This is a genomic window from Pedococcus badiiscoriae, assembly GCF_013408925.1.
Taxonomy (GTDB): domain Bacteria; phylum Actinomycetota; class Actinomycetes; order Actinomycetales; family Dermatophilaceae; genus Pedococcus; species Pedococcus badiiscoriae.
In genome coordinates, this window is sequence record NZ_JACCAB010000001.1 from 1,645,374 (window position 1) to 1,671,195 (window position 25,822).

Below are 25,822 nucleotides of genomic sequence, written 5' to 3' on the forward strand. Positions count from 1 at the left end.
GCTCAAGGGTCGGTCTCATGACTAGTCCGAACGGGCCATATCGGATGACCCGTTGGGAATGTTCCCAAAGGGTCCCGCTTGTCCGATTATGGAAACACGTCCCCTGCACTAGGAGCTAGACATGGTTACTCGCACCACCGAGGTCGAGAAGTTGCTCACGCCCGCCGAGGTGGCATCACTGTTCCGGGTCGACCCCAAGACAGTGACTCGCTGGGCCAAGGCGGGGAAGCTCAACTCCATCCGCACGCTCGGCGGCCACCGCCGATACCGCGAGGTCGAGGTTCGCGCGCTGCTGACTGACGTCCTCTGACGGCCAGCGCGTCAGGAGCAGGGCCTGGCGCGCGCCCGTCGGCAGGGGTGTGACGGTACGTTCGTCCCATGGATCCTGCGCGCCCCTCCGGCCCTCTCGCCGGGGTCAGGGTCGTCGAGGTCGGCGGGATCGGTCCCGGACCTTTTGCCGCGATGATGCTGTCCGACCTGGGGGCTGACGTCGTGCGCGTCGACCGGCCCGGGGAGGACCTGAGGGCCACCCATGGAGTGCTCCTGCGGGGGCGGCGCTCCGTGGTGGTGGACCTCAAGTCCGAGGAGGGCCGCAGCGTCGTGCTCGGGCTCCTCGACCGGTCCGACATCCTCATCGAAGGGTTCCGTCCGGGTGTGGCCGAGCGTCTCGGCTTCGGGCCCGACGTTGCGCTGCAACGCAATCCGCGGATCGTCTACGGCCGCATGACCGGCTGGGGCCAGGACGGACCGTATGCCGCGCTGGCCGGGCACGACATCACCTACCTGGCGGTGGCGGGCGTCCTGGACGCCTTCGCAGGGCCCGATGGGCGGCCAGTGCCGCCGCTCAACCTGCTCGGCGACTTCGGTGGTGGCGGCATGCTGCTCGCGCTGGGCGTCGTCGCCGCGCTGTGGCACGCCCGCGAGTCCGGACAGGGCCAGGTGGTCGACGCCGCGATCGTCGACGGTGTCGGGGCGATGACCGCCATGCACCAGTCGATGCTCGGGTCGGGGATGTGGTCGGAGGGCAGGGGCGCCAACCTCTTCGACGGTGGTGCGCCGTTCTACCGCTGCTACCGCACGAGCGACGACCGGTGGGTCGCCGTGGGTGCGATCGAGCCGGCCTTCTACGCACGGTTCCTGGCCGGGCTGGGGTTGGACGGTGCCGCGGTGGGTGCCGACCAGATGGACAGCGCCTCCTGGCCGCGCGTTGCCGGGCTGGTCGCCGACAGGTTCGCGGCCCACTCGTTGGCGCACTGGGTGGACGTGTTCGCCGACCTCGACGCCTGCGTGGCGCCGGTCCTCACCGCACACGAGGCCCGCTCCGACGCCCACCTCACGGCCAGGCAGGCGTATGCCGTCGTGCCCGGCTCGCCTGGGATGGTCCAGCCGGCGCCGGCCCCGCGATTCTCCGTGACCCCCGCAACGGCGGGGCATCCCGCGGTGCCGCCGGGGCGGCATACGGACGAGATCGTGGCCGAGCTCCGGGCCGCACGTTAGGGCGATGGACGATCCACCGAACAGCCGACTGGTTGGTCAAGGCTTGTTAAAATTCTCGTTCCACGGCCGAAATCCACGCTTCCATCGGGGAAGAGATCACCTCACACCCCTTTGGAGTCCCTGTGACCAACAGCCTCGGCACCTTCCTGCAGGCACAGCTACGCGTGCTGGGCTGGAACCGCGCGACCCTCGCGACCCGGACCGGTCTTGACGAGTGGACGCTCGAGGGCATCCTCGACTCGCCGGTCCTGCCGGAGTGGCCCCAGCCCGACGAGATGCTCGCGCTGTCCCGTGCGCTGTGCATCTCCGTCCGCGAGATCGTGCTGCGGTCAGCGGAGGGCAGCGGCCTCGCCGTCATGGGGGGGATCGACCACCCCGAGGCCGTACTGCTGGCCACCAACGACGAGCTGATGCGCGAAGTGCGTCGTCGGCTGGCCCTCGGTGCCCAGACGGGGCAGTACATCACGAGCGCGCCCCAGCACTGGGGTGTCGACACCGGCGCACCGTCGGCGTAGCCGCGTCCGGCACCACCCCCTGCGGTGCCGCGTCGCCAGAGAAGGTAACTGAAGAAGGTACCCAGCCCCGCCCCTCAGCCAGGCGAGCGCTGGAACAGCAAGAGAACGAATCCCTACAAGCGATGCCGCCGGTCATTCCCTGCAGATGACCGGCGGCTTTCGTCTGCGGCGCCGTCTGCCGCCGCGGTCTGCGCCCGTCGTCTGCGGCCCGCGGTCAGGACAGGCGACGGAGGGTGACGGCGAACTTCTCGAGCGCCCGTACCGCGGCGTCGAGCTCACGCTCCACGCCCACCAGTGCCGGCTGGTCGACCGTGACCCCGTCGTCGCCGAGGTGCTCGACCTCGGCGCACAGCGCGGCGAGCCGAGTGGCTCCGAGGTTGGCCGCGCTGCCCTTGAGGCCGTGCGCAGCCCGACCGAGCTCGTGCGCAGCCCCGGCGTCGCGGTGCTCGCGCATGGTGGCCAGGGTGGCCCGGGCATTCGGCCCGAACCGGTCGATGAAGCGCAGGAGCATCGACGGGTCGCCCGGGTCGAGGTCGAGCAGCTCCTCGAGCCTGGAGGGGTCCAGCACCGTGGTGTCCGCGAGAGCCGCGAGCCTGCGGCTGTCCGTCGCGTCCGGGTCGTGGGTGTGGTCACCGGCGACGGGGACCCAGCGTTCCATGGTGTCGCGCAGCAGCCCGACGTCGACGGGCTTGGTGAGGAAGTCGTCCATGCCCGACTCGATGCAGCGCTCGCGCTCGCCGGCGATGGCTGCTGCCGTCATCGCGATGATGGGGGTGCGGTACTGGTCGTCCTCGAAGGAGCGGATCATGCGGGTCGCGTCGTAGCCGTCCATCTGGGGCATCTGGCAGTCCATCAGGACCGCGTCGTAGGCGCCGTCGGCCGACTGGAACGAGTAGTAGCCCGCCAGCCCGTTCTCGGCGACGTCCACGGCATACCCGAGGCTCTCGAGGATGCCGACGGCCACCAGCTGGTTCACCTCGTTGTCCTCCACGACGAGGACCCGTCCCCGTGAGCCCAGGGGCCCGCGGAGGTCGGCGCGACCGGGGGTCGCGGGGCTCGGCTGCGGGCTCGCCGCTGGTGCTGTGCCCCCAAGGGCTCCGGCCAGTTCAGTGAGGGTGTCGAGCAGGCTGGAGGGCAGCACGGGTTTGGTGAGGGACACGTCGATGCCGGCCGCGGCCAGGACGTCCGGCTCGAGGTCCATGGCCGAGGTGAGCAGGACGATCCTCGTGTCGCCGAACCGCCCGTCGCCGCGCATCATCCGGGCGAACTGCTCACCGTTGACGCCAGGCATGAGGTAGTCGAGCAGCACCACGTCGAAGGGAACTCCGCGCCGGTGGGCGTCATCCAGGAGCCCGAGACCTTCGACGCCCGACGAGGCGATGGCGGCCTCGATCGACCAGCCGGCCAGCTGTTCCTCGAGGATGAAGCGGTTGGTCTCGTTGTCGTCGACGACCAGGACGCGCAGCCCGGCCACCGAGGTCTCCGGCCCGGCCCCGGGGTCGCTGACCGCCGCCGGCGCGAAACGGACGGTGAACCAGAAGGTGCTGCCGTAGCCGGACTCGCTGTTGACGCCGATCTCGCCACCCATGGCCTCCACGATCTGGCGGCTGATGGCCAGGCCGAGCCCGGTGCCGCCGTACTCGCGGGTGGTGGAGCTGTCGCCCTGGGAGAAGGCCGTGAACAACCGTTCCTTGACCTCGGGGCTCATCCCGGAACCGGTGTCGCTGACCTCGACGCGCAGGACGATGCCCGCGTCGGTGCTCTCACTGGCCTCGGCGCCCTGGGTGCCTGCGCCCCCTCCGTTGCCCGCTGTGGTGGCCGCGTCGTCGTCGGTCTCGACGGTCGCGCGCACGACGACCTCACCGCTGGTGGTGAACTTCACGGCGTTGGACGTGAGGTTGGCGATGACCTGTCCGAACCGGACGGGGTCACCGCACACTGCCGCCGGGACGTCGGAGTGGCAGGTCACCGCGAGCTCCAGACCCTTGGCGCGGGCCCGATCAGCCATCATCGTGGTGCTCTGCTCGACGACCTCCCGCGGGTCGAAGTCGACGGCCTCGAGGTCGAGCCGGCCCGCCTCGATCTTGGACAGGTCGAGGATGTCGTTGACGAGGGACAGCAGGCTCCGACCAGCGCCGTCGATGCCGTCGGCGAGGCGGCGCTGGTGCGGGGTGAGGTCGGTGCGTCCGAGCAGCTCCGACAGCCCGATCACCCCGTTGAGCGGGGTTCGGATCTCGTGGCTCATGGTGGCGAGGAACTCGGACTTCGCCATCGACGCGCTCATGGCGTTGTCGCGTGCTTGTTCGAGGCGCTCGGCGGCCAGCTGTCGCTCCGCGACCCGGGAGAAGATCGACGCCGCGCGGGCCACCGTCAACGAGTCGGTGTCGGTGGGCGGCGTGGTGGCGCGGGTGTCCATCACGACGACGCACGCGGCGCGGTCCTCTGCCACCACCGGGGCGGCGACCAGGGTGGTTCCCTCTGTGGTGAGGGATGCCTGTGGGCTCAGCGACTCGACTGCCGCGCCGGCGATGCGGGTCGCCTCCAGGAGGTCCTGGTCCGAGACGTCACGGGTCTCGCCGAGAACGCGTTCGAGCTCTCCGTCGCCGGTCACGACCCAGGCAGCCACCGGCTGCCAGCCGGTGTGCCGGGACACGTCCGTGAGGACGGTGGGGATGACCTCCGCCAACGTGGTCGCGTCGTTGGCCGCGGTCGCCATGGAGGTGAGGAGGGCGAGCGCCTGTTCGGCGTCCTTGTTCTCGGTGATGTCCTGGGACGTGCCGCCCATACGCACCGGTGCACCCGTGACCGGGTCCCGGGTGAGGCGACCCCGACCACGGATCCAGGCCAGCGAGCCGTCGCTGCGGAAGATCCGGGCGTCGAACTCGAACTCCCCGGTCTCCTCGAGCGCACGCCTGACCACCGCGTCCACAGCGTCCCGGTCGTCGGGGTGCATCCGGTCGAGGAAGCCCTGGTAGTTGGGGACGAAGCCGGCGTCGGGCTCGACGCCGTAGATCCGGTACAGCTCGTCCGACCACGTCACGACGTCGCTGCCGACGTCCCACTCCCAGCTGCCGATCTTGGCGATGTCCTGCGCCTCCGCGAGCTGCGCCTCGCGCCGTTGCAGGGTGTCGATCAGCTGGCGTTGGTTGCTGTACTCGGTCACCCGGTGCAGCCAGCCGACGTGGTTGCCGTCGTCGTCCCTGATCGGGGTGTGGCTGACCAGCGCCCAGAACTGCTTGCCGTCCTTGCGCAGCAGGCTGCACTCGAGGTTGCTGCCGGGTTCGCTGCTGCTCCGCAGTCCGTTCAGGTGCTCGGCGAACTGGGCCTGGCCGGCCTCGTCGAGGGTCTCGAAGACGGACAGGCCGTCCATCTCTTCGACCGTGCGGCCAAGGAGCTCGGCCATGCGGGGGTTGGCGAGCACGGTCCTGCCCTCGGAGTCGAACACCCACAGGCCGTCCGGGGACGCGTCGACCAGCCACCGGCTCAGCGTGCCGGGGTCGGCCAGACCACCGGTCAGCTCGTCCGATGGCCCGACGTCGCGCAGGCGCGCGGAAACGCCTCGGTCACCGGGCTCGAGAGGCTGCGGATGTTGCACGCAGTGATCTTCCTTCATCCGGCGCGCGGAAGCCCACTCAAACACTCGAATTGGCCCAGACTCGCGCCGCTCGTGGGCGCCGGACTCGCAACCGGCGCTTCAGCGCCGAGCGGGATGGGCTGCGGATGGTGGCCAGGGGCGGGGTCGAACCGCCGACCTTCCGATTTTCAGTCGGACGCTCGTACCAACTGAGCTACCTGGCCGTGAGTGCATGTGCGTGGTGCCGAACATGCGATCGCGGCGGTCTCGTGCCGAAGCCCGGTGGACCGTCGCGACTGCAGGATCATAGCCGATCCGTGCTGCCCGCTCACAACCGGCGGAAACCGCGGAATAGCCGGGCGGGCAGCCCAGTTGCGCTCCGCATGAAGGCAATCACCTTCGCCGAGTACGGCGACCCCGACATCCTCCAGCTCTCCGACATCCCCGACCCCAAGGTCGGCCCCGGCGAGGTGCTGATCCGCGTGCGCAGCGCGGCGGTGAACCCCGTCGACTGGAAGGTCATGAAGGGGTACCTCGACGGCCTCATGGTCGTGGACTTCCCGGCCGTCCCCGGCTGGGACGTCTCCGGCGTCGTCGAGGCGGTCGGTCCGGACACGCCTGAGTGGTCGCCCGGCGACGAGGTGATCGCGTACGCCCGCAAGGACTGGGTGCACGGAGGCACCTTCGCCGAGCTCGTCACCGCCCCGGTCCGCACGGTCGCGCGCAAGCCGACGTCGCTCGACTGGCACCAGGCGGCCGGCCTCCCGCTCGCCGGACTCACGGCATACCAGCTGCTGGCCCGGCTGGGGCTCAAGGACGGCGAGACCGTCCTCGTGCACGCCGCCGCCGGTGGCGTCGGCCTCTTCGCCGTCCAGATCGCCCGCGCCCTCGGCGCCCGCGTGATCGGCACCGCCTCCGAGGGCAACCACGAGTTCCTGCGCGAGCTGGGTGCCGAGCCGGTGACGTATGGCGCGGGGCTGGCCGAGCGGGTGCGCGAGCTGGCCCCCGATGGCGTGGAGGTCGTGGCCGACTTCGTGGGGGGCGTCCTGGACGTGACCCAGGCAGTCCTCGCGGACGGTGGCCGGCACGGATCCATCGCCGACGGCTCCGTCGCCGAGGCCGGTGGCCTCGCTGCCTGGGTGCGTCCCAACGCTGAGGACCTGACCGCCCTGGGCGACCTCGCGGACGCGGGGAAGCTGGCCGTGCCGGTGGCTGAGGTGTTCGCGCTGGCGGATGCGGCGAAGGCGTTCGAGCTCAGCCAGACCGGGCACGTCCGAGGCAAGATCGCCATCGAGCTCAGTGCCTGACCGACCGCTGGCCGCGGGTCGCCGGGGGCTGTCCTCGGCGATACCCCGTGGTCGGCATGCGAAGAGGCCCGCACTCGCGTGCGGGCCTCTTCGTTGTCGAGCGACCCCGACCGGGCTCGAACCGGCGACCTCCGCCGTGACAGGGCGGCGCGCTAACCAACTGCGCTACGGGGCCTTGGATGGTGCTGGTGCTGCGTATCCCCAACGGGATTCGAACCCGTGCTACCGCCGTGAAAGGGCGGGGTCCTAGGCCGCTAGACGATGGGGACCCGTTCAACGGTCCCCCGCCGTTAGCGCCAGGCGCGGATCCGTCGAGGACTCGCGAAAGCATACGGGCAGAGCGGCCGGATATCCAAAACGGGTCAGCGTGACGATCCAGCAGCCCAGTCCAGCAGGCGCGCGACGTCCCAGGTCGTGACGATCCTGTCGGGGTCGATCCCGAGCCGCTCGGCGCGCGCGCAGCCGTAGGCCTTCATCTCGAGCTGCCCTGGGGCGTGCGCGTCGGAGTCGATCGCGAACAGGCAGCCGACGTCCATGGCAAGCCTGATCAGCTCGTCCGGGGGGTCGTGCCGCTCGGGACGACTGTTGATCTCGACGGCGGTGTCGTGCTCGGCGCACGCCTCGAACACCGCGCGGGCGTCGAACTCCGACTGGGGGCGGGTGCCGCGCGATCCCTCGACCAGGCGACCGGTGCAGTGGCCCAGCACGTTGACCCGCGGGTTGGAGACCGCCGCCACCATCCGCTTGGTCATGGGTGCGCTGTTCATCCTGAGCTTGGAGTGCACGCTCGCGGTGACGAGGTCGAGCCGGGCGAGCACGGCGTCGGTCTGGTCCAGCGAGCCGTCGTCGAGGATGTCGACCTCGATCCCCTTGAGCAGCCGGAACTGGCCACCGAGCGACCCGTTGATCGCGTCGACGATCGACAGCTGCTTGGTGAGCCGCTCGGCCGTGAGCCCGTTCGCCACCCGCAGCTGGGGGGAGTGGTCGGTGAGCACGAGCCACTCGTGGCCGAGCTCCACGGCGGTGAGGACCATCTCGTCGATGGGACTGCCGCCGTCCGACCAGTTGGAGTGCGTGTGGCAGTCGCCCTTGAGCAGGGCGAACAGGTCCGCTCCTCCGACAGCGAGCGGCTTCGCCTTCTCCTGCAACGACCCCAGGTATGCCGGGAGCTCGCCATCGAGAGCTTCGCTCACCACAGCGGCGGTGGACTTCCCGATCCCGGCCAGGTCCTGCAACGTGCCCGCCTGGTGGCGGCTGAGAAGCTCCTGCTCAGGCGTCTCCCGCACGGTCACGACTGCCTTGCGGAACGCCTCGACGCGGTAGGAGCCGGCCCGCTCGCGCTCGAGCAGGAACGCGATGCGCCGCAGTGCTTCGTCGGGCTCGACGGGGGCGGCCAGGGGTTCGACGGTCGCGACCACGGGGCTACCCCTTGAACTGCTGTCGGACCATGAAGTCCCAGACCCGGTCGCCGCCCAGGGTCCTGGTGGCAATGAGGGCCCGCGCGGCGGGCGTGACCACGTAGCGCGTCCTGGGATGGCGCGACTCGACGGCCCGGACGATGACCTTGGCGACGGACTCCGGCTCGGTGGCCACCATCGGGTTGGCGTACCCCCCGGTGGTGTTGCTGGCGCTGGAAGCCAGCAACGCGGCATACGGGGAGCCGTCGGTGGGGGCGTGGGCGTCGGAGCCCATCGCGGTCTCACCGAACTGTGTGCGGATGAGCCCCGGCTCGATGAGCACGACGCCGATGCCGAAGCCGCGCACCTCGTTGCGCAGCGCGTCGGTGATGGCTTCGACGGCGTACTTCGTGGCGTGGTAGTAGCCCCCGACGGGGAAGGTGATGCGCCCGCCCATGGACCCGATGTTGACGATCCGGCCGGCCCCGGCGGCGCGCATGCCCGGCAGGACCAGCTGGGTCAGCCGTGCGAGTCCGAACACATTGGTCTCGAACATCGTCCGCACCTTGTCCAGGTCGGTCTCCTCGATGGTGCCGTACTCGCCGTAGCCGGCGTTGTTGACCAGGGCGCCGACCCTGCCGTGCTCGTCCTCGATCGCCGTGACAGCGCTCGCCATCGACTCCTCGGACGTGACGTCGAGGGGCAGGATGCGGGCGCCGGCCGTAGCGAGGTCGGAGAGGGTCTCCGGGCGGCGGGCGGTGGCGTAGACCGTGTGGCCACCGGCGACGAGCGCCGTGGCCGCGGCCCGGCCGATGCCGGTCGAACAGCCGGTCACGAGGACGGGTCCGGTGGGGGTGGCGCTCACGTGTCGTCGCTCCGATCGGCGGGGGTGGTGGGTCCGGCGGGGTCGTCAGGACGGCCACCGTTGCGGCGGGCGAACCAGCGCTCGACGCCTGCATAGGCTAGCCAGCCCACCACCAGCGCGATGACGAACAGGGCCCAGGGGTTGAGGCGGGGGAAGACTGCCCCGACTCCGTCGCGGACGAGGACGATGGCGCAGATGGCCACGACGATGGGCGCGAAGGCGGCGACGCCACCAGGTCGCCGCCCGGGACGCCTTCCGGCGGGGGGACTCATCTGGACAGTCTGCCGCATGACGGCCGCAGGACGGCCGTCCACAGGTCAGGGGTTCCGGCGGCCGCGAGATGCGTTGCCGCGTGGGCGGATCCGCACCACCGGGATCACGGGCGCAGGCAGGTGCGTGACTTCACCGGCATACCCGTCGACCTCGCCGAACCGCTCGGAGTGGGCCATCCAGTCCTCGCGCGCCTGCACGATGTCTTCGTGACTGCGGCCCACGAAGTTCCACCACATCACGATCTCCTCCTCGAACGGCGGGCCGCCCAGGATGAGCGCGCGGGCAGGGTCGAGCGTGGTGTTCGTGAGGGTCAGCGTCGGGGTCGCGGTGGGGAGGTAGGCCATGGCGCTGCGCGGGGTGTCGGTGCCGTTGACGGTGAGCCCTGGGCTGTCGGCGAGCACTCCGTGCTCGTAGGCCTCGTCGAGGCTCAGCGCGACGCTCGCGCCGGGGTCCAGGGTGACCTCCGCGCCGAGGAGGGGGGTGAAGGTGTCGACCGGGGAGGTCTGGCCCGCCAGGGTGCCGAGGAAGACCGAGAGGGTGGCGCCCTCGACCCGGATCGGGGTGGGTTCGTGGTGCTGAAATCCCTTGGGGGCGTTTCGATGTGCGTCCGGCAGGGCCACCCAGAGCTGCGCGCCGTGGAGGACGGTCGTGCTCGGGGTGGACACCTCGGAGTGGGCGATGCCGAGGCCGCCCGTCATCAGGTTGACCGCTCCGGGGCGCACGACCGTGTGCGAGCCGAGGCTGTCGCGGTGCTCGATCTCACCGGTGAACAGCCAGCTGACGGTCTGCAGTCCGCAGTGCGGGTGGGGAGGAACGTCCATGCCACCTGTCGTGGCGACGTCATCGGGACCATAGTGGTCGGCGAAGCACCACGCGCCGACGAGCGAGCGCTGGCGCTGGGGGAGAGTGCGTCGAACGGTCATCGCGCGGGGGCCGCCGAGGGGCACATCACGCGGCTCGAGCACCTCGAGTCCGGCGGACTGGTCGCCCGAGGGGGCGGACGGGTCGCCCGGCGGGAAGACCGTCTCGACCGGGTCACGTTCGACGTTGCTCACGCCGCCAGTTTCCCACCCGCGGCGGGAAACTGGCGGCCCCTGCGGTCAGTGCGCGGCGGGGGTGACCGTGGCCTCGTAGGTGAGGATCTCGGTGCCGTTGCCCTCGTCGCCGTTGTCCGGGGCGACCCGCATGGTGAGGTGGTTGCCCTCGGCGGTCATCTTGAACGGGTTGCGGGTCGCGACGTGCCCGGCGGTGGACCAGTGCTGGAACGGGATCTCGCGCGTCACCTGCTCGCTGGTGAGGTCGAGCATGGCCACACCTCCGAGCTCGTACGTCCCGTTCGCTCCCCCGGCGCTGGGGGTCTGGGGAAGGTTCGTGATGCCGGCACAGAGCATCTTGCCCGCAGGCACGTACTGGCAGTCCTGGTAGTCGATGAAGAAGTTGGGGTTGTCCCAGGTCTTCAGCTGCCTGCCCCGCAGGTCCCACTCCGTGAATCGCCGTGATCCCCAGGTGTTCCCGACCAGGTGGCCGGTCTGCTTGTCCATGACGATCCCGCCGAAGTGGTCGGCGACCTGGAACTGCTTGTGGACGGCCAGCGTGTTCGCGTCGACGCGGTAGATGATGGCGCTCGAGTTCGGCCGGTACTGCGCGACGGGAACCCACACGTTCGCGCCGTCGAAGTCGATGCCGCCCGGGTGGTACATGTCGCCCTCGCCGAGGACGATGTCCTTCTGCAGGTGGCCTGAGGTGTCCATCACGAACAGGTGGCCGATGCCCTTGCCCGGAGTCCGGTCGTAACCACCCTGCGGGGTCGAGTACTTCACCGTCGGCTCGAGGATCTGCACGGCCGACAGGAAGATGTGCTGGGGAGTGAAGGCGATGCCCTCGGTGTGGTACGTCGGGAAGTTCAGCTTGAGCGTGCCCGTCTGCTGCCACTGGGTGTTCCTCGTGACGGCATTGAAGTCCTGCGCGAGGGTCGTGGTCGGGGTGTGCCCGGGCCCCGCCGAGGCGGCGTGCGCGGCTGCCGCGCCGCCCAGTCCGGCCATCGCGAGCACGGACAGGGCGGCGATCTGGGTGCGAAGTCGGGTCATGACGAACTCTCCTGGGGATATGCGTCTCCTGAAGCGCCTGAACCTAGGCAGCCGCGGTGAACGTCAGGGGTGACCCACATGCCCAGCGGTTGAACTCAGCCCGGTTGAGCTCAGCCCGGTTGAGCCCAGCCCGGTTGAACCCAGCCCGGTGGTGTCGGGCTGCTACGACGCCTGACGGTCGAGGCTGCGGCGGATGGCATACGCCACGCCGACGAACCGGCGCACCTCGTCCATGGACGCGAACCGGCCGCGGAAGTTGCCATAGGTGACGGTGAAGCCGATGACGTAGTCACCGTAGATCGTGCCCGCCCGCGGCGAGCCGGCCTCGGAGATCGCGTAGAAGCCGGCGCGGATGACCGAGATGCGTGCCCTGGGCCAGGGCTCCTCGCCCGGCTCAGGGGGGTATGCCGTGGCCAGCGACTTGGCGTCGAGGATCGGCTCGGCCTCGTCCAGCACGGGGTCGACCTGCTCCAGTGTTTGGGCGCGGACCGCGTCTTCGGTAGTCGGCGCGGGGCGGTGCCGGCGGGTGAGGGAACTGCCTTGTCCAGTAGGGCGCGATCTCCGCGCTCGGCGCTCGAGTCTTCGCATCGAAACTCCTGCCAAGGGGTTGGCCTTTGCCGGGCCAGTTTGAGTAAACATATGGCAGGTTGAGGTAAAGATCTGGTAAGGACACGCGGTGACGGGTCCCCAGCTGGGAGGGGCCGAGTTGGGCGCCGCCGACCGTGCAGCCAGACGTGTCCGCACATGGCTGAGCCGTCGCGCGGGTTAGCCTAGGGGCGACATGGAAGACGTGAGGGAGGCTAGGCGCCACATGGAGGACTTGACCGCCCAGGGCGGCACCGTGGCGACGGCGGCAGGGCCTTCCGGTAGCCAGCCCCTTGCGCCCTCGATGTCTGCTGCCCGGCCGGGCCTGACATCACGCCGACCGACCTCTGCTCAGCTCCTCTGTCTCGCCACCTTGGGATCGGTGGCTGCGGCCAGTGCCTGGATTCTTGCCGCCGCCCTCACGGCCGGACATGGGCTCGACCACACGGACGAGGGCCTGTACCTGCTGTCCTACCGCTGGTGGAACACGGATCTTCGCACGTTCACAGGAGCGCAGTTCGTCTACGGCCCGGTCTTCCAGCTGCTGGGGCACAACGTCGCGAGCCTGCGGCTGGTCCGCGTGCTGACGATCATCGGTGCAAGCGCGGCATTTGGCTGGTCGTTCATGCGGTGGCTGAGGATCAGGCGCCCAAACGCCCCAGCTACGCGCTGGTGGGAGGCCGCCGGCACCACGGCGATCGTCGCGTGCGCGGGCATGAGCTACTCCTGGCTCCCGCTGAGCCCCGGTTACAACGACCTGTCCCTCCTCGGAGGGCTCCTGGCCGCCGCCGTGGTTCTCCGGATGGCAGCTGAGGTGGAGCTGGGTCGGGCCATCCCCGCCTGGCTGGCCTTGTCGACCGGCCCTCTCGTGTTCGCGATGCTGATCGCGAAATGGGCCTCGTCGGCCCTGACCCTGTTGGTCGTCGCCGTGGTCGCCGTGGTCATGATCGCGCCCGGTGGGTATCGGCAGATGGTGCGGCTTGTCGTACTGGCGCTGGCTAGCTTCGTGCTCACCATCGTCGCGGTCCAGCTGTTCCTCGTACGGCTGGACCAGGCCATCCCCCTGATGCTGTCCACGAACAAGCTGATCGCCGCAGGCTCCAACAGTCCCGAGAGCCTGCTTCTCATGTACCGGCTCAGGTTCGGCGAGCTGATCACGCGTATGGCTCAGGAGCACTGGGTGCTCCTGAGCGTCACGCTCATCGCGCTGCTCATCCGAGACAGGGTTGGCCCCAAGGCGACCGCGGTAGTGCTCGTCGCGGCAGCGGCGGCCGCGGCACGCTCGTGCTGGATCTTGGTTGCGGGCGGCGCGCTGACCGGCGGGAATGCCAATATCCCCAAGTACAGCGTCGCTCCGACCCTGGTCATTGCCACGACTCTCATCGTCGCGCTGGGGGCGCTGCTCGACTGGCGCCGCCCCACCGGCCAGGCGTCGTCGTTGCGGCGGGAAGGCTGGCGCGGCGCCGCCATGGTCGCCCTGCTGCTGCTGCTCCCGTTCACCCAGGCCGCCGGGACTGGCAACCCGATCTACTACATGGCGTTCAACTGCTTTCCCCCCTTCGCCGCCCTGATCATCTTTGTCCTGACGGGGATCGAGGCCACCCCACGCGCGGCGCGCGCCATCACAGCGACGGCCGCCGCCGGGGCGGTCGTGTTGTCGGCGTCCATCGCGACGAGTGGCCTGCTGCTTCATCCTTACCGCGTGCCCGCGCCGAGCCTGACCACCGCTCACGCATCCGGGGTTCCGGCGCTGAGCTCAGTCACGCTGACGCCCGAAAAGGCCGCGGGTTACAGCCAGCTGGCTCGTCTCGTCGGCCCCTACCTCAAGCCAGGTGGTGGTACCTACATGATGGGATTCGATGGCTTGCCGGGAGTCATCTTCGCGCTCGACGGCAGATCGGTGGGCGAAGGGTGGTACTCCGCCAGGGACAGGCGGCGCACCGCGGCAGGCATACGGGCTGCGTGTCCTGGCGGGAAGGGTCCCTGGGGGTCTCGGCCACCGATCTTGGTGTTCAGTCGGAAGGTTTCGGGCTCGGAGATTCGCGCCCTGAAGGCCTGCGGGCTAACGTTCTCCCGCGACTACCGGCAGCTGGCCAGTGCGTCACAGACGATGGGATTGACGGTCTACGTGGGAACGGCCGAGCTTGCCGCACACGAAAAGAGCATGCAATGACCACAGCCACGCCCGGTGCAGACCAAGCCGAGAAGAGCTTGCCGCTGGTCTCGGTCATCATCCCCGCGCTCGACGAGATCGACCACGTCCCCGGCCTGCTCGCCAGGTTCCGCGAGTTCGCTGTCAGTCACCCGGCCTACAGCTTCGAGCTGGTCCTGGTTGACGACGGTTCGAGTGACGGCACCAGTGATGGGATCAAGAGCCTGACCCAGGAGCAGGACCGTGTCACGGTCATCCGCCTGGCCCGCAGCTTTGGGTCCCACTATGCGATCTCCGCCGGACTGGCCCGATGCCGGGGGGAGTGTGCCGTCGTCCTCGGGGCGGATCTGCAGGAGCCTCCGTCGCTGCTGAACGACTTCCTGGCTCAATGGGAGCAGGGCGCGGACGTGGTATGGGGCGTCCCGCAGGCCCGGGTGGGCAGGTCAAAGTCGCGTGACCTCGCATCGAGGGCGTTCTCCGGCATGTTCAGCAAGTTCGCCAACCTGGCCAACTACCCCCCGGAGGGACCATCCGGGGTGCTGCTGGATCGATGTGTCATCGACGAGGTGGCCCAGCTGCCGGAGCGAAACCGGAACGTGCTGGCGCTGATCGCCTGGCTGGGGTTCACGCAGGTGCGCGTCGAGTACGAGCAGGTCGACCGGGTGCATGGCACGAGCCGGTGGACCCGCCGGAAGATGGTGAAGCTGGCCGTCGACTCGATGATCCAGTTCTCCTCGATGCCCCTGAGATTTTGCGCTGCGCTCGGGGTGTGCATCGCAACAGGCGGCCTGCTCTATGCCCTGGTGCTCGTGATCCGCGACCTCTTCTTCGGGGTCGCCACGCCCAGCGGGTGGCCGACCGTGGCCGTGATCGTCCTGTTGATCGGCGGAGCCCAGCTGACCGTCATCGGCGTGATGGGCGAGTACCTCTGGCGAGCGGTCGAAGAGGTCCGAAGTCGACCCCTGTATGTCGTCCGCGACGTGTGGGGGTCCACCCGGGCCTCCGAGACGGCTGGGGGGATCCTGCCCCGTCACGGCCGCCGCGCGCCCTCCCCACGCGAGGCCGAAACCCAGCTCTCCCACCTGACCCTCCGTGACTGACCGCAACGTGACTGAGCGCATGCAGAGCGCCCCAGCTCACGACGACAGGGGAGCCGACATGACGTCCGTGCCGACGAATCCGTACAACCCGCTGGCGTGGTTCGTGGGGGAACCCACCATTGGTGACGGGACGTGGATCGGGCCGTTCTGCCTCATCGACGGTTCGGGCGGACTGGTGATCGGGCGGTCTTGCAACGTCTCCGCAGGCGTCCACATCTATACCCACTCCACCGCGAAACGTTGCGTGACCGACCACAAAGTGGCGATCGAGAGGTCACCCGTCAGCATCGGCGACTACACGTTCATCGGCGCGAACGCGGTGATCCAGATGGGTGTCACCATCGGAGACCACTGCATCGTCGGTGCCGGAGCGGTGGTGTCCGTCGACGTGCCAGACTTCAGCGTTGCCGTTGGCGTGCCGGCCCGGGTGGTGGGCACGGTTGACGCGAGCAGCGGGAAGATCAGCTATTCGAAGTGAGGGCCTCTGGCCCCTAAGCGGTGGTGACAGTCTCTGCGTCCGGCACCGTGTCCCCTGCGACGATGGACGAGAGAATCTGAACCACGAGGTCCTGTTGATCATCTGTGAGGCCCACGTACATCGGGAGCGCGAGCTGACGCTCGAACAGGCGCTGCGAAGAGGGACACCCGGCAGGGGCGGGCCCGTAGACCGGCTGAAGGTGCATCGCATAGGTCCCGATGGTGCTCCCAACCCCACGTGCTCGCAGAGCCATGGCGATCGCATCGCGATCGAGCGGCTCAGTGACCGTCACGGCATACGTCTGCCAGGCCGAGAGACGGTCCGGCGGAACGACTGGCGCCTCGATCCCCGGCACTGCGCTCAGCAGCTCGCCATAGCGCACAGCCAGTGCCCGGCGTCGGTCGAGGAAGGCGTCGAGCTTGCCCAGCTGCACCACCGCCACGGCGGCAAGAACGTCGGACAGCTTGTAGTTGTACCCGATCGCGGCGAACGTCGGCAGCGCAAGGGTCCCAGCCGACTGCCGGGAGAAGGCACTCTCCATGCCGAAGCACGAGGCTGCCCGCACACTCGCGGCGAGCTCGGGGTCGTCGGTGACGATGACTCCCCCCTCACCGCAGGTGATGCCCTTGCGCGCATGCAGGGAGAACACCGCGACATCCCCGAAGCTGCCGCACGGCCGGCCGTCGTACTCGGCACCAGCCGAACAGGCCGCGTCCTCCACCAGGAAGAGACCGTGTCGGTCGGCGATCTCCTGCAGCTCGTTCCAGTCGGCCGGGGTGCCAAGGGCGTCAACAGCCAGGATGCCCTTCGTCCGGGGCGTGATGGCCTCCTCGAGCAGCTTGGGGTCCATCGTTCCCGTGTCCTCACGCACGTCAACGAAGACCGGGGTTGCGCCACAGTAGAGCACCGCGTGTCCGGTGGCCGGAAAGCTGTAGTCCGCCACCAGCACCTCGTCGCCGGCACCCAGCCCAAGGCCGGCCAGCGCGAGATGAAGGCCAGCAGTGCAGTTGTTCACCGCGATCGCGTACGCACGACCGGTCAGCTTCTTGAAGCCCTCCTCGAGCATGGTGCCGTGCGGTCCCTGTCCTGCCATCCAGCCGGAGGCAAAGACCTCTGCCACTGCTGCGAGCTCGGCCTCATCGGTCGAGGGATGGCTCAGCGGGATCGGGTTGGCGGAAGTGTCGGGGAACCCCGACGCCTGGATGGGGCTTGGCTTCATGCGCGCCATGATAGACGTAGGGCAAGACGACGGGAGCGCGACTGATGGCACCATCCACCCGCTGGGTAGGTGAGTCCCGCGACGGACTTCGCCGGCTGGTATCCGGCCGATTTTCCCGCTACACGTCGCTGTCGCTGATCACGGTGCCGGTCGGGTACGGCCTGCTCTTGCTGGCGCGCAGCATCTGGGACGTCAACGCGGGCCTGCTGAACCTGGTCGTGGGCACGGTGATCACGCCTCCCTCCTTCTGGCTGTACCGCAGGTTCGTGTGGCATGAACGCACCGGCAAGGGGCTGCTCGCGGAGATGTTCGCCTTCTGGCAGCTGGTCATGGTGGGGGCTCTCGCGTCCGGCGCCCTCATCGCCATCGCCGACGCGTGGTTCGGCGCGAGGGGGCTGGCTCTCGTGGCAGCCGGTCTACTGGGACAGCTCGGGCTGTTCATCGGTCGCTACATCTGGCTCGATCGCGTCACCTTCTCCAGCCCCGAGGCCTGATCGAGCTCTCACGGCCGCGTCACGCCGGGAGCTGGCGTGCGTCTGTCTGTGTCGACGGCAGCCGTGAGAGTCTGCGTGGTTCTCACTGCTAAGGTCTCTGTCGAAATGCCCATTGAGACCGGCGCCTACCGGTCCGTCCTCCAATGACTACGGGGTCAAGTGTGCTCAAGCTTCAAGGCAAGTCCGTGCTGGTTTCGGGGGGCGCTGGGTTCATCGGCAGCCACCTCGTCGACCGGTTGCTGCTGGAGGAGCCCAGCAGGATCACCGTGGTCGACAACTTCTTCCTCGGGCGGGAGGAGAACCTTCAGGACGCCGTAGCCAAGAACACCGACCTTGCGGTGCGGCGCCTCGATGCCTCGGATCTGGCAGCCATGCAGGACGTCGTCTCGGAGCGCGAGGTGGACGTGGTGTTCGACCTGGCCATCGTCCCGCTGCCAACCTCCCTGCACTACCCGGTCTGGACCGCGCAGACGAACATCGGCATCGCCACCACCTTCTGCGAACTGGCTCGCCGCGGACTGATCGACACCCTCGTTCACTGCTCCTCGTCAGAAACGTACGGCACAGCGCGTGGCGTGCCGATGTCAGAGGACCATCCGCAGGACGCCATCACCCCTTATGCGGCGAGCAAGTCCGCAGCCGACTCCATCATCACGTCGTATGTGAAGACCTTCGGCATCGACGCGGTGATCGTCAGGCCCTTCAACAACTTTGGCCCCCGGCAGAACCCCGGCAGCTACGCAGGCATCATCCCGATCGTCATCCACCGAGTTGCTGAAGGCATCCCGGTCGAGATCACCGGCGACGGCGAGCAGACCCGCGACTTCATCTACGTCAAAGAGACCGTGGACCTCATCCTGCGGGCTTATGAGGTGGTGGAGTCTCGCGGCCTCGTCATCAATGTGGCGACCGGCATCGAGACGTCCATCAACACCCTGGTTCGCGAGCTCCTGGAAGTGCTTGGCGCCGAGAACCACCCCATCGTCCACACGCCGGAACGGGCCGGAGACGTTCGGCGGCACTGCGCGGACATCACGCGCGCCAAGACCCTCCTCGACCTGCACCCGCACCCGCTGTCGAAGACCCAGCTCAAGGAGACGATCGACTACTACCTGGGCGAGAAAGCGCTGAACGGCCGCTAGGGGTGACGGGCTCGCTTCGCGAGCCTGCGCGGCAGCAGGTGTTACGAATCGTTCCCATGCTGCCTTTCAGCCAAGCCGCTGACTGCCGCATCGCGTGGCGGGGACAGCCTTGACCTGCGGAAACTTCTGGTGGGCCCCGTCGGATTCGAACCGACAACCTACGGATTAAAAGTCCGCAGCTCTGCCGTTGAGCTAGAGGCCCTGGGGGACACGGACATTGCTCGGGAGAAGCCTCGCGGACATCGCCCGTGTGGTTCGACCGGTCCGTGCACCCGCCGCGCCGCAAGTATGCCGTAGGCAAGATGTCCCTTTGGCCCCGACCGCCTTGGGCCGCCACCCAGGACGTCCGACTGAGCCTCGTGGCCCTCGGGGGAAGGAGCTGGACGGCACGCCGTCCTCGGGAATCCCGTCGACCTCGGGATCGCCTTCCAAGCTCTACGCCGACATCGCCGACAGGTCCGCGTCGGACTGTGCCGGCGGTTCATAGGTGTCGTCGAAAGGCAGCTCGTTCATATCCAGCATGGGATTTTCGTCCTGAGTTGCCACCAGCTCACGAGCCGCCGCTTCCGACTGCACGCTGGGCATTGACCCGGGCAGGGGCCTCCGGGCCGATTCGGGGAGGAAGAAGATGGTGACCGCACTGATCACCGAGGTGGCAATCAGGTAGTAGGCGGGCATCAATTCGTTGCCTGTGGCCTTGATGAGGGCGGCAATGATGAAGGGCGTTGTGCCGCCGAAGATTGCGACCGCGAAGTTGTAGGCGATGCCCATGGCCCCATAGCGATGGGCGGTCGGGAACAGTGCCGGCAGCGCTGACGCGAGATTGGCCACGTAGAACGTGACGGGGAAAGCAATCAAAGCCAGGCCGAGCAGCGTCGACCAGATTCCTCCCACCCCGATCAGCAGGAACGCGGGAAGGGAAAGCACGACCGTGCTGATGGCGCCTATCCAGAGCACGGGACGGCGTCCTATGACATCCGAGAGATGTCCGGTCAATGGGATGCACAATGCCATGACGACCAGGACGGGAATGGTCAGCAGCGTCCCATGGAGCTCGTCGTATCCCTTGTTGCTGGTGAGATAGGTGGGCATGTAGGACGTGAGCGCGTAGCCGACGGTGTTGGCGGCGGCCACCAGGATCATGGCCAGCAGGATCCTGTGCCAGTAGGCCTTCAAGATCCCGACCGGACCCATCGGAGCAACGCCGTGGCCGGACTGGGAACTCGCGGCGGCGCCTTCTTCCGCATCCAGGGTTGCCTGGAACGCGGGCGATTCCTCGATCTTCATGCGGAAGTAGATGGCGATCATGCCGAGCGGGCCTGCCAGCAGGAAGGGCAGGCGCCAGCCCCAAGCCTCCATTGCCGGCTGGCCAAGGATCAGCTGCAGGACGGAGACGAGCCCGGCACCGATCGCGAAACCCAGGTAGCTGCCCATGTCCAGGAAGCTGGCAAAGAAGCCACGGCGCTTGTCCGGAGCGTGTTCGCTGACGAAGGTGGTGGCCCCTGCATACTCGCCGCCGGTGGAAAACCCCTGCACGAGCTTGGTGACGACCAGCAGTGCTGCGGCCCAGATGCCGAGCTGTGAGTAGCCGGGGAGCAGCCCCACGACGAGAGTCGCCGCAGCCATGATGATCAGCGTCATGGCGAGAACCTTCTGGCGGCCGATCTTGTCACCAAGCCAGCCGAAGTAGACACCACCGAGCGGGCGAGCGATGAAAGTGGCGCCAAAGGTGCCCAGCAGGAACAGGTTTTGAACGGATCTATCAGCCTCAGGTAGGAAGACCGGCCCCATGGTGGTAATGAGGTAGCCGAATACGCCGACGTCGTACCATTCCATGGTGTTGCCGACCATGGTCCCACCCAGGGCCATTTTCAGTTTGGGCCGATCGACGACGTTGATGTGTGAAGTATTAAGACGGCGCCTCAAAAGGGGTTTCCTAGCCATTTCTACAGCGCTCCTGAAGCAGTAATCGAGTCGTGAGAACGTTCGCGTTTCGGCATTCTGGCGCTCCTGTGGTCGAGACCGCGGGCCATGCCCACGGGATATGGCTCTCGCCTCATTTCCGGCATGGAATGCGGCAAAAGCCTCCGCAACGTTACACGGCCCCCGGCGAGGGCCCTAATCGCCGGGAAATGTGGTTCGCATTACATCGGAAAGTGTGTTTTTCATTACTCTGTGGAAGTACCGCCTCGAGCCCCGTATCGCGGCACCCGCGGGGATGCTGCTCGCGAGCGCGACGGCGGCGAGGACCGTGAGCGTTGCCTGGGCGTTCCAGCCTTCTGCCAGACCGGCCAGTGCGGTCCCGGCGGATGCAAAGGCCACCTTCGTTCCCGCAATGGTCACGAAGACGGATCTGCGCGCGCGGTCGGGTGCGTGCTCGCCACGAGCTGCGAGGCTGAGGACCGTCTGGGGGGCGACGACGAGGCCGAGGAGTGCGTAGGTTGCCAACACGGCGGGGAACCATCGTTCGACGAGGACGACTGCGACCAGTGGTGGGGCAAGCGCGGCGACGAAGAGCACCATCCCGCGGTCCGATTGCATCCTCAGGGGGCGGATGGTGAGGGCAAGTCCGCCGGCCAGACCGCCCAGTCCGAAAGCCACTGCTACCCAGCCGCCGTAGCCGCTGGCATGGTCCTCGCCCAACCTCATCCCCGTCAGCAGGGCGGCGGAGACGAGAAGGGCACCGACCCAGGTGAGCAGGGCGACCCGTCGTAATGGTGCATGCCGCAGCACGGTGAAGAGTCCGGAGCGGGCTGCGTCCGCTGAGGGGTGGGCGGGTTCGGTCGGAGGAAGCCGCGTCACCGAGGCATCCGGAGCCGGCGGCCGCCCCACCGGGAGGCGAAGGACGAGAAGTCCCCCGACCAGGCCGAGACAGCTGAGGGCGAGCAGACCGCCTCGAGGGGAGATGGCGGTGGCCAGGGCCGAGACGACGACCGGGGCGCCGGCTCCGGCGAGGCCGTAGGTGAGGGCGTCGACGGCGCGGAGGCGGCGGGTCCGGTCATCGGCTGAGCGGCCCTCCTGGAGACTGCTCAGCCCGCCCGTCAGCATCGGCCCGACCGCGCCGGCCCCGAGCGCCAGCACGAGGACGACTGGCAGGGGCGACTTGCCGAGCCAGGCCGTGGTGAGCATCAGAAGCCCCGCGAACAGACCAGCCGCCGCAGCCACGACGCGCCGAGGATCGCCCACGCGGTCCAGCAGTGGAGCGGACAGAAACCCGAAGGCGTGCGGAATCGTGAGAGCGGCGCCGACCAGTCCGGCGGTTCGCAGTGGCGACGCCAGGTGTGATGCCGTGCAGAGCAACACCATGCCGACGGTCGTGCCGGCGTCCATGCAGCGAACCAGAACCGCCGCCAGCACGAATGTGCGCACAGGTTTCCCGAACATGGTGTCACCCCTTCAACCAGTTACGTAGATGCGACCTTGCCACCTGGCATGTAACCCGTCAAACTGGTGACATGGGCATGGTGCACATCGCGGGGAACGCGGCACTCGACTTCGTGGGCACGCTGAGCGAACGCGGAACGGCCGACGAAGAGGGCCTGGTCGACCGTGCTGCGCTGGCCGCCTGGTACGTCGATGCCGGCCTGGTGGACCGGCCTCCCGTGGTGAGTGGATCCGACCTCGCGGCGGCACAGCGGCTCCGCGAGCACTTGTACCTCTTGGTCCGCGCCTTGGTCGAGGGATCGCCGCTACCCGAGCGCAGCCGGTCGGCTCTCAACCGTGTGGCTTCCCGGCCGGGACCCGCGCAGACGCTGGGCCCTGACGGCCGACGGGTTCGCCGCGGTGACGCTGATGCTTGTCTCGCTGCGGTCGCCCAGGCCGGCGTGGAGCTGTTCGACCGGACCGATGGGGCCGAGGTGCGCTTCTGCGCCGATGACCGATGCACCCATCCCTTCCTCGACCGCTCCCGGAGCAAGCTGCGACGCTGGTGCGACATGGCCACGTGCGGGGACCGTGCAAAAGTGCGCCGTTACCGCGGCACCCATGCGCCTGATCGGCCCTAGCGCCTGCTCACCCGCCCTGATCGGCGAGCAGGGCGAGGAACCGTTCTGCATCGCCGGTGCGGGGCAGGTTGTTGAACATGACGTACGGCGACGGCCGGCCGACGACCAGGTCCCGCAGCCGGCGCAGCTCGTCATCGGTATGGACGTGCCGCGAGCCCGTGGTGCCGTGCAGCCGGTAGTAGGTCCGCTCCGGCGTCACCGTCTCGGTGTGCATCGGGTCGACAACGTGCACGAGGTCCAGCTCGGCACAGAGCTCCTCGAGCAGCTGCGTGGGCCACTCACCCCGGGGCTCCCACATCAGCCACCCAGCGGGCCGCTCCACCTGTGAGAGGAAGCTCCGAAGCCCGGCGACGTTCTCGGCCGTCGGGCGAAAGCTTTTCGGGCACTGAAGCAGCACGGCGCTGGCCCGCAGGATCCGGGCGCAGTCGAGAGTCCGCTGCCAGCCTTCAAGGACGGGAGGCGTCGTCCGGAACGCTCCGATCTGCCCACGTGCGCTGTCCGGCAGAGGCCGCTTCAGGCGTCGGTAGGTGGGGCTGCTGGACTCGTGGGTGACGATCTGCCACGCCTTGATGGTGAACTCGAAGCTGGCCGGCACCTGGGTCCGCCAGCGGGTCAGCACGGCGTCCGCTGGCGGGTCGTAGAACGTGTGCTGGACCTCGACGACGGGGAAGCGACGCACATACGAAGACTGCGAGACCGTCCAACCACACAGCCCTACGCGAACGTCCACGTGCCTATCCGGCCAGGGTGTAGCGAGCGTGATCCGAAGCCCTGGACGGCCTGTTCCTGTCGCATGGAGCCGAGTATCCCCGAGTCGTCGACTCCGCGACGGTCCTTGCCCGCAGCCCGACTGGACTCCGTCGTTCGTGCGAGCCCCGCAGGCGCGTGGGCCCGTACTGTCGTGCTGTGGGCGCACCCCTGACGTCCGACCAGGCCCTGGGTGGGGTCCTGGATGCCGCTGAGAACGCTTCACCGCTTCAGGCGGTGGAGGCCGTCACCGACGCCCTGGCTCAGAGCCTCGGAGCGTCGGCCGTGTTCTTCCTGATCGCGGACATCTCTGGGCGAGGACTGGTGCGTCTGTCGCATGGCGAGTCGGACGAGGTGCTGGCGGGACTCGGGCTGGGTGGGCTGGAGGGGATGCCCCGCCTCGATGATGACGAGCAGGCAGTCGTCGTGCCCTTCGATGGAGGCCCGGCCGAGGAGGCACTGCGCACCCAGACGGTGCAGGTCCTCTCACCCTCGCAAGGGCAGCGTCCCGAGGGTCAGCCCGCCCGCTGGGTGGTCCTGGCGCCGGTGACGGAGCGAGGTGAGGTGCTGGGGCTGCTCCAGCTGTCGATGCCGACGGCGCCGGACGCCGCGGCACTTGCTCAGGTCTCCCGGCTCGGGCACCTGCTGGCGTTCGTCGTCATCGCGAACCGGCGGCATACCGACCTGTTCGAGTGGGGCCAGCGCAGCACGGTCTTCACCCTGCCCGCCGAGATCCAACGGCGTCTGCTGCCCGCAGCATTCACCTGCGAAGCGGGAGCGTTCACCCTGTCGGCATGGCTGGAGCCGGCGGCGTCGGTGGGCGGGGACACCTTCGACTACTGCCTGAGCCGGGACGTGCTGCACCTGTCACTGACGGACGCGATGGGCCACGGCGTGGCCAGCGCCCTGACCGCCACGTTGTGCGTCGGCAGTCTGCGCAACACCCGCCGCCGGGGCGGCACCCTTCTCGGGCAGGCGACGGCCGCGAGCCTGGCACTGTTCGAGCACGCCTCTGCCAGCGGCACGGAGAGCTTCGCCACCGGCATGCTGGGGCGCCTGGACCTGCGCAGCGGCATCCTGGCCATGGTCAACGCCGGTCACGCCGCCCCCTACCTGTGCCGTCAGGGAACCACGACGCCGGTGCTGCTCCCGGTGGACGTCCCGTTCGGCATGTTCGCGGACACCGCGTACACCTCCACCGACATTCCCCTGCAGCCAGGCGACCGGCTCGTGATGGTCACTGACGGCATGCTGGAACGCGGCGCCGCCACCCTCGACCTCATCGCGGAGATCGCCCAGACCCGGTCCCTTCATCCGCGCGAGACCACCCGCCACCTGACCGACATGGTCCTGGCCCTGTCCGGCGGAGCCCTGGCCGACGATGCCACCCTGCTGGTCCTGGACTGGCACGGCGCCCATGGCAGGAACAGGGTCACCTCTTCGGGCGCCGAGAAGCTGCGCGCCAGCTCAGCGGCCGACCGGACGGCCTTGTCGCACGGGTGAATCCGCCGAGGACGGGAAGGTGATCGCGTCCTGACGGTCAGCAAATATGCCGACATAGCTCGCGACCGCCCGTCCGCGCCATCCCTCCCGGGGCGCGACCCGACCCAGGAGGGATGGCCAGACTCACGCCGTCATGCGGTCGGCCCGGTGCGTCGCGTCAGGATCGACCAACCGATGACGGCGAGAGCGCTGACCCCGAAGGCGCTGCTCGTGACGTCTCCTACCGCCCGGGGCACGGGTAGCGACCCGAGCACCATGTCGAGTGCAATCCACAGGATCAGCGCCGCGCCCGTCCACACCGGGAACGTGCGCGAACGAAGGATGGCGATGCCCAGGGCGATGATGCCCAGACCGAAGATGAGGTGGCCGAGCAGTAGAGGCAGGCCGGCCGCGGGAGTGCTCATGAGGACGTCCATGAGTCGGGTCATCTGTGGTCGAGACAGGGACGGGTCGGTCATGGCGTAGAACATGATGTTGATGCCGCCGAGGGCTGCGTGCGCGGTGACCAGGCCGTAGGTGGTTGCTGCGGCTGCGGTGAGTGCCCAGCGGCGGCCGCGGCCGGTGATGGGTCGCACCAGTCCCAGGACGCCGGGCACGAACAGCATCACTGACGCGATTCCGAGCAGGGCTGCGACCAGACCAGCGCCCCGGTGCGACGCGAATGCGGCGAGCATCTGGGCGCTGGTCCCGTTGGACTCCGGGGACAGAACCTCGGCCGCAGCGAAGGCCACGGGGGCCGTGATCAGGCAGATGGCAGCGGCACGCTGGCGCCCCGGGAATGAGGTCTGACCGGCGTGCGGGTCCGACTCGGGCGTCGCTGTGGTGGTGTGGTGGGTCGAGGCGCTCATGGCTGGTCCCTTCTCGTTGGCGCCGGCGGACGTGC

At 68.6% G+C, this 25,822-nt stretch carries 23 protein-coding genes and 4 tRNA genes; 11 read left to right on the plus strand and 16 right to left on the minus strand.

Features of this window, described 5'->3' with window-relative positions:
* The first annotated feature begins 121 nt into the window (after nucleotides 1-121).
* The 3 genes from BJ986_RS07880 (at nucleotide 122) to BJ986_RS07890 (ending at nucleotide 2,012) form a co-directional block, all read left to right on the plus strand.
* The gene (locus tag BJ986_RS07880; protein WP_179421480.1) at nucleotides 122-310 is read left to right on the plus strand and encodes a BldC family transcriptional regulator; all 189 of its coding nucleotides are present in this window, start codon (nucleotides 122-124) and stop codon (nucleotides 308-310) included.
* A gap of 68 nt (nucleotides 311-378) precedes the next feature.
* Entirely contained in the window at nucleotides 379-1,497 is a 1,119-nt protein-coding gene (locus tag BJ986_RS07885; RefSeq protein ID WP_179421481.1) for a CaiB/BaiF CoA transferase family protein, read from the plus strand.
* 122 nt (nucleotides 1,498-1,619) lie between these two features.
* Complete coding sequence (locus BJ986_RS07890; RefSeq protein WP_179421482.1) at nucleotides 1,620-2,012, plus strand: hypothetical protein; 393 nt, start codon at nucleotides 1,620-1,622, stop codon at nucleotides 2,010-2,012.
* Nucleotides 2,013-2,226: 214 nt separating this feature from the next.
* Here BJ986_RS07890 and BJ986_RS07895 read toward each other — a convergent pair whose 3' ends face one another.
* Nucleotides 2,227-5,607 carry a response regulator gene (locus BJ986_RS07895; RefSeq protein WP_179421483.1) on the minus strand — a complete coding sequence of 1,127 codons (3,381 nt, stop codon included), beginning with the start codon at nucleotides 5,605-5,607 and terminating at the stop codon, nucleotides 2,227-2,229.
* A gap of 126 nt (nucleotides 5,608-5,733) precedes the next feature.
* Nucleotides 5,734-5,810, minus strand: a tRNA-Phe gene (locus tag BJ986_RS07900).
* A 159-nt stretch (nucleotides 5,811-5,969) separates the two neighbouring features.
* On the opposite strand from BJ986_RS07900, the gene BJ986_RS07905 reads away from it, so the two are divergent.
* Nucleotides 5,970-6,893, plus strand: a complete 924-nt coding sequence (locus BJ986_RS07905; protein ID WP_179421484.1) for an NADP-dependent oxidoreductase — start codon at nucleotides 5,970-5,972, stop codon at nucleotides 6,891-6,893.
* A gap of 101 nt (nucleotides 6,894-6,994) precedes the next feature.
* Here the strand turns inward: BJ986_RS07905 and BJ986_RS07910 are convergent.
* From BJ986_RS07910 to BJ986_RS07945, 8 genes are all read right to left on the minus strand, one after another.
* A tRNA-Asp gene (locus BJ986_RS07910) sits at nucleotides 6,995-7,068 on the minus strand.
* 21 nt (nucleotides 7,069-7,089) lie between these two features.
* Nucleotides 7,090-7,162: transfer RNA gene (locus tag BJ986_RS07915), tRNA-Glu, on the minus strand.
* Between the two features lie 93 nt (nucleotides 7,163-7,255).
* Nucleotides 7,256-8,311 (minus strand): PHP domain-containing protein, encoded by a 1,056-nt coding sequence (locus BJ986_RS07920; protein ID WP_179421485.1) that lies wholly within the window; start codon nucleotides 8,309-8,311, stop codon nucleotides 7,256-7,258.
* Nucleotides 8,312-8,315: 4 nt separating this feature from the next.
* Complete coding sequence (locus tag BJ986_RS07925; protein ID WP_179421486.1) at nucleotides 8,316-9,155, minus strand: oxidoreductase; 840 nt, start codon at nucleotides 9,153-9,155, stop codon at nucleotides 8,316-8,318.
* The gene (locus BJ986_RS07930; protein WP_179421487.1) at nucleotides 9,152-9,427 is read right to left on the minus strand and encodes a hypothetical protein; all 276 of its coding nucleotides are present in this window, start codon (nucleotides 9,425-9,427) and stop codon (nucleotides 9,152-9,154) included. The genes BJ986_RS07925 and BJ986_RS07930 overlap by 4 nt, the downstream gene beginning before the upstream one ends.
* A 45-nt stretch (nucleotides 9,428-9,472) precedes the next feature.
* On the minus strand, nucleotides 9,473-10,483 hold the full coding sequence (locus BJ986_RS07935; protein ID WP_337795005.1) for a pirin family protein: 1,011 nt from the start codon (nucleotides 10,481-10,483) through the stop codon (nucleotides 9,473-9,475).
* 45 nt (nucleotides 10,484-10,528) lie between these two features.
* A complete protein-coding gene (locus BJ986_RS07940; RefSeq protein WP_179421488.1) occupies nucleotides 10,529-11,515 on the minus strand; it encodes a DUF6454 family protein in 987 nt (328 codons plus the stop codon).
* Nucleotides 11,516-11,677: 162 nt separating this feature from the next.
* Nucleotides 11,678-11,971 (minus strand): hypothetical protein, encoded by a 294-nt coding sequence (locus BJ986_RS07945; RefSeq protein WP_179421489.1) that lies wholly within the window; start codon nucleotides 11,969-11,971, stop codon nucleotides 11,678-11,680.
* A 355-nt stretch (nucleotides 11,972-12,326) separates the two neighbouring features.
* On the opposite strand from BJ986_RS07945, the gene BJ986_RS07950 reads away from it, so the two are divergent.
* Genes BJ986_RS07950 through BJ986_RS07960 form a run of 3 tightly spaced genes read left to right on the plus strand, consistent with a single transcriptional unit; the run spans nucleotide 12,327 to nucleotide 15,830 of the window.
* Nucleotides 12,327-14,273, plus strand: coding sequence for a hypothetical protein (locus tag BJ986_RS07950; RefSeq protein ID WP_179421490.1), 1,947 nt, complete (start codon nucleotides 12,327-12,329; stop codon nucleotides 14,271-14,273).
* Nucleotides 14,270-15,352, plus strand: a complete 1,083-nt coding sequence (locus tag BJ986_RS07955) for a glycosyltransferase family 2 protein (protein ID WP_179421491.1) — start codon at nucleotides 14,270-14,272, stop codon at nucleotides 15,350-15,352. The genes BJ986_RS07950 and BJ986_RS07955 overlap by 4 nt, the downstream gene beginning before the upstream one ends.
* Nucleotides 15,353-15,410: 58 nt before the next feature.
* Entirely contained in the window at nucleotides 15,411-15,830 is a 420-nt protein-coding gene (locus BJ986_RS07960) for an acyltransferase (RefSeq protein ID WP_179421492.1), read from the plus strand.
* Nucleotides 15,831-15,843: 13 nt separating this feature from the next.
* Here the strand turns inward: BJ986_RS07960 and BJ986_RS07965 are convergent, their stop codons facing one another.
* Nucleotides 15,844-17,049 carry a DegT/DnrJ/EryC1/StrS family aminotransferase gene (locus BJ986_RS07965; RefSeq protein WP_179421493.1) on the minus strand — a complete coding sequence of 402 codons (1,206 nt, stop codon included), beginning with the start codon at nucleotides 17,047-17,049 and terminating at the stop codon, nucleotides 15,844-15,846.
* Between the two features lie 44 nt (nucleotides 17,050-17,093).
* Here BJ986_RS07965 and BJ986_RS07970 point away from each other — a divergent pair, with 44 nt between their 5' ends.
* Complete coding sequence (locus BJ986_RS07970) at nucleotides 17,094-17,543, plus strand: GtrA domain-containing protein (RefSeq protein WP_179421494.1); 450 nt, start codon at nucleotides 17,094-17,096, stop codon at nucleotides 17,541-17,543.
* A 161-nt stretch (nucleotides 17,544-17,704) separates the two neighbouring features.
* Entirely contained in the window at nucleotides 17,705-18,685 is a 981-nt protein-coding gene (locus BJ986_RS07975) for an NAD-dependent epimerase/dehydratase family protein (RefSeq protein ID WP_179421495.1), read from the plus strand.
* 127 nt (nucleotides 18,686-18,812) lie between these two features.
* On the opposite strand, the gene BJ986_RS07980 is transcribed toward BJ986_RS07975, so the two are convergent.
* The 3 genes from BJ986_RS07980 to BJ986_RS07990 form a co-directional block, all read right to left on the minus strand.
* A tRNA-Lys gene (locus BJ986_RS07980) sits at nucleotides 18,813-18,887 on the minus strand.
* Nucleotides 18,888-19,120: 233 nt separating this feature from the next.
* Complete coding sequence (locus BJ986_RS07985) at nucleotides 19,121-20,629, minus strand: MFS transporter (RefSeq protein ID WP_179421496.1); 1,509 nt, start codon at nucleotides 20,627-20,629, stop codon at nucleotides 19,121-19,123.
* Between the two features lie 174 nt (nucleotides 20,630-20,803).
* Nucleotides 20,804-22,069 (minus strand): MFS transporter, encoded by a 1,266-nt coding sequence (locus tag BJ986_RS07990; RefSeq protein WP_337795007.1) that lies wholly within the window; start codon nucleotides 22,067-22,069, stop codon nucleotides 20,804-20,806.
* Between the two features lie 71 nt (nucleotides 22,070-22,140).
* On the opposite strand from BJ986_RS07990, the gene BJ986_RS07995 reads away from it, so the two are divergent.
* On the plus strand, nucleotides 22,141-22,689 hold the full coding sequence (locus BJ986_RS07995; RefSeq protein WP_179421498.1) for a CGNR zinc finger domain-containing protein: 549 nt from the start codon (nucleotides 22,141-22,143) through the stop codon (nucleotides 22,687-22,689).
* A gap of 7 nt (nucleotides 22,690-22,696) precedes the next feature.
* On the opposite strand, the gene BJ986_RS08000 is transcribed toward BJ986_RS07995, so the two are convergent.
* Entirely contained in the window at nucleotides 22,697-23,368 is a 672-nt protein-coding gene (locus BJ986_RS08000) for a DUF72 domain-containing protein (protein ID WP_337795008.1), read from the minus strand.
* Between the two features lie 227 nt (nucleotides 23,369-23,595).
* On the opposite strand from BJ986_RS08000, the gene BJ986_RS16315 reads away from it, so the two are divergent.
* Complete coding sequence (locus tag BJ986_RS16315; protein ID WP_202881207.1) at nucleotides 23,596-24,939, plus strand: SpoIIE family protein phosphatase; 1,344 nt, start codon at nucleotides 23,596-23,598, stop codon at nucleotides 24,937-24,939.
* A 131-nt stretch (nucleotides 24,940-25,070) separates the two neighbouring features.
* Here the strand turns inward: BJ986_RS16315 and BJ986_RS08010 are convergent, their stop codons facing one another.
* On the minus strand, nucleotides 25,071-25,787 hold the full coding sequence (locus BJ986_RS08010) for a hypothetical protein (protein WP_179421499.1): 717 nt from the start codon (nucleotides 25,785-25,787) through the stop codon (nucleotides 25,071-25,073).
* Nucleotides 25,788-25,822: the final 35 nt, after the last annotated feature.

Coding starts and splice junctions, on each gene's coding strand:
- BJ986_RS07880 (WP_179421480.1), top strand. CDS start 122: ATGGTTACTCGCACCACCGAGGTCGAGAAGTTGCTCACGCCCGCCGAG.
- BJ986_RS07885 (WP_179421481.1), top strand. CDS start 379: ATGGATCCTGCGCGCCCCTCCGGCCCTCTCGCCGGGGTCAGGGTCGTC.
- BJ986_RS07905 (WP_179421484.1), top strand. CDS start 5,970: ATGAAGGCAATCACCTTCGCCGAGTACGGCGACCCCGACATCCTCCAG.
- BJ986_RS07930 (WP_179421487.1), bottom strand. CDS start 9,427: ATGAGTCCCCCCGCCGGAAGGCGTCCCGGGCGGCGACCTGGTGGCGTC.
- BJ986_RS07940 (WP_179421488.1), bottom strand. CDS start 11,515: ATGACCCGACTTCGCACCCAGATCGCCGCCCTGTCCGTGCTCGCGATG.
- BJ986_RS07950 (WP_179421490.1), top strand. CDS start 12,327: ATGGAGGACTTGACCGCCCAGGGCGGCACCGTGGCGACGGCGGCAGGG.
- BJ986_RS07955 (WP_179421491.1), top strand. CDS start 14,270: ATGACCACAGCCACGCCCGGTGCAGACCAAGCCGAGAAGAGCTTGCCG.
- BJ986_RS07960 (WP_179421492.1), top strand. CDS start 15,411: ATGACGTCCGTGCCGACGAATCCGTACAACCCGCTGGCGTGGTTCGTG.
- BJ986_RS07965 (WP_179421493.1), bottom strand. CDS start 17,049: ATGAAGCCAAGCCCCATCCAGGCGTCGGGGTTCCCCGACACTTCCGCC.
- BJ986_RS07970 (WP_179421494.1), top strand. CDS start 17,094: ATGGCACCATCCACCCGCTGGGTAGGTGAGTCCCGCGACGGACTTCGC.
- BJ986_RS07985 (WP_179421496.1), bottom strand. CDS start 20,629: ATGGCTAGGAAACCCCTTTTGAGGCGCCGTCTTAATACTTCACACATC.
- BJ986_RS07990 (WP_337795007.1), bottom strand. CDS start 22,069: ATGTTCGGGAAACCTGTGCGCACATTCGTGCTGGCGGCGGTTCTGGTT.
- BJ986_RS07995 (WP_179421498.1), top strand. CDS start 22,141: ATGGGCATGGTGCACATCGCGGGGAACGCGGCACTCGACTTCGTGGGC.
- BJ986_RS08010 (WP_179421499.1), bottom strand. CDS start 25,787: ATGAGCGCCTCGACCCACCACACCACCACAGCGACGCCCGAGTCGGAC.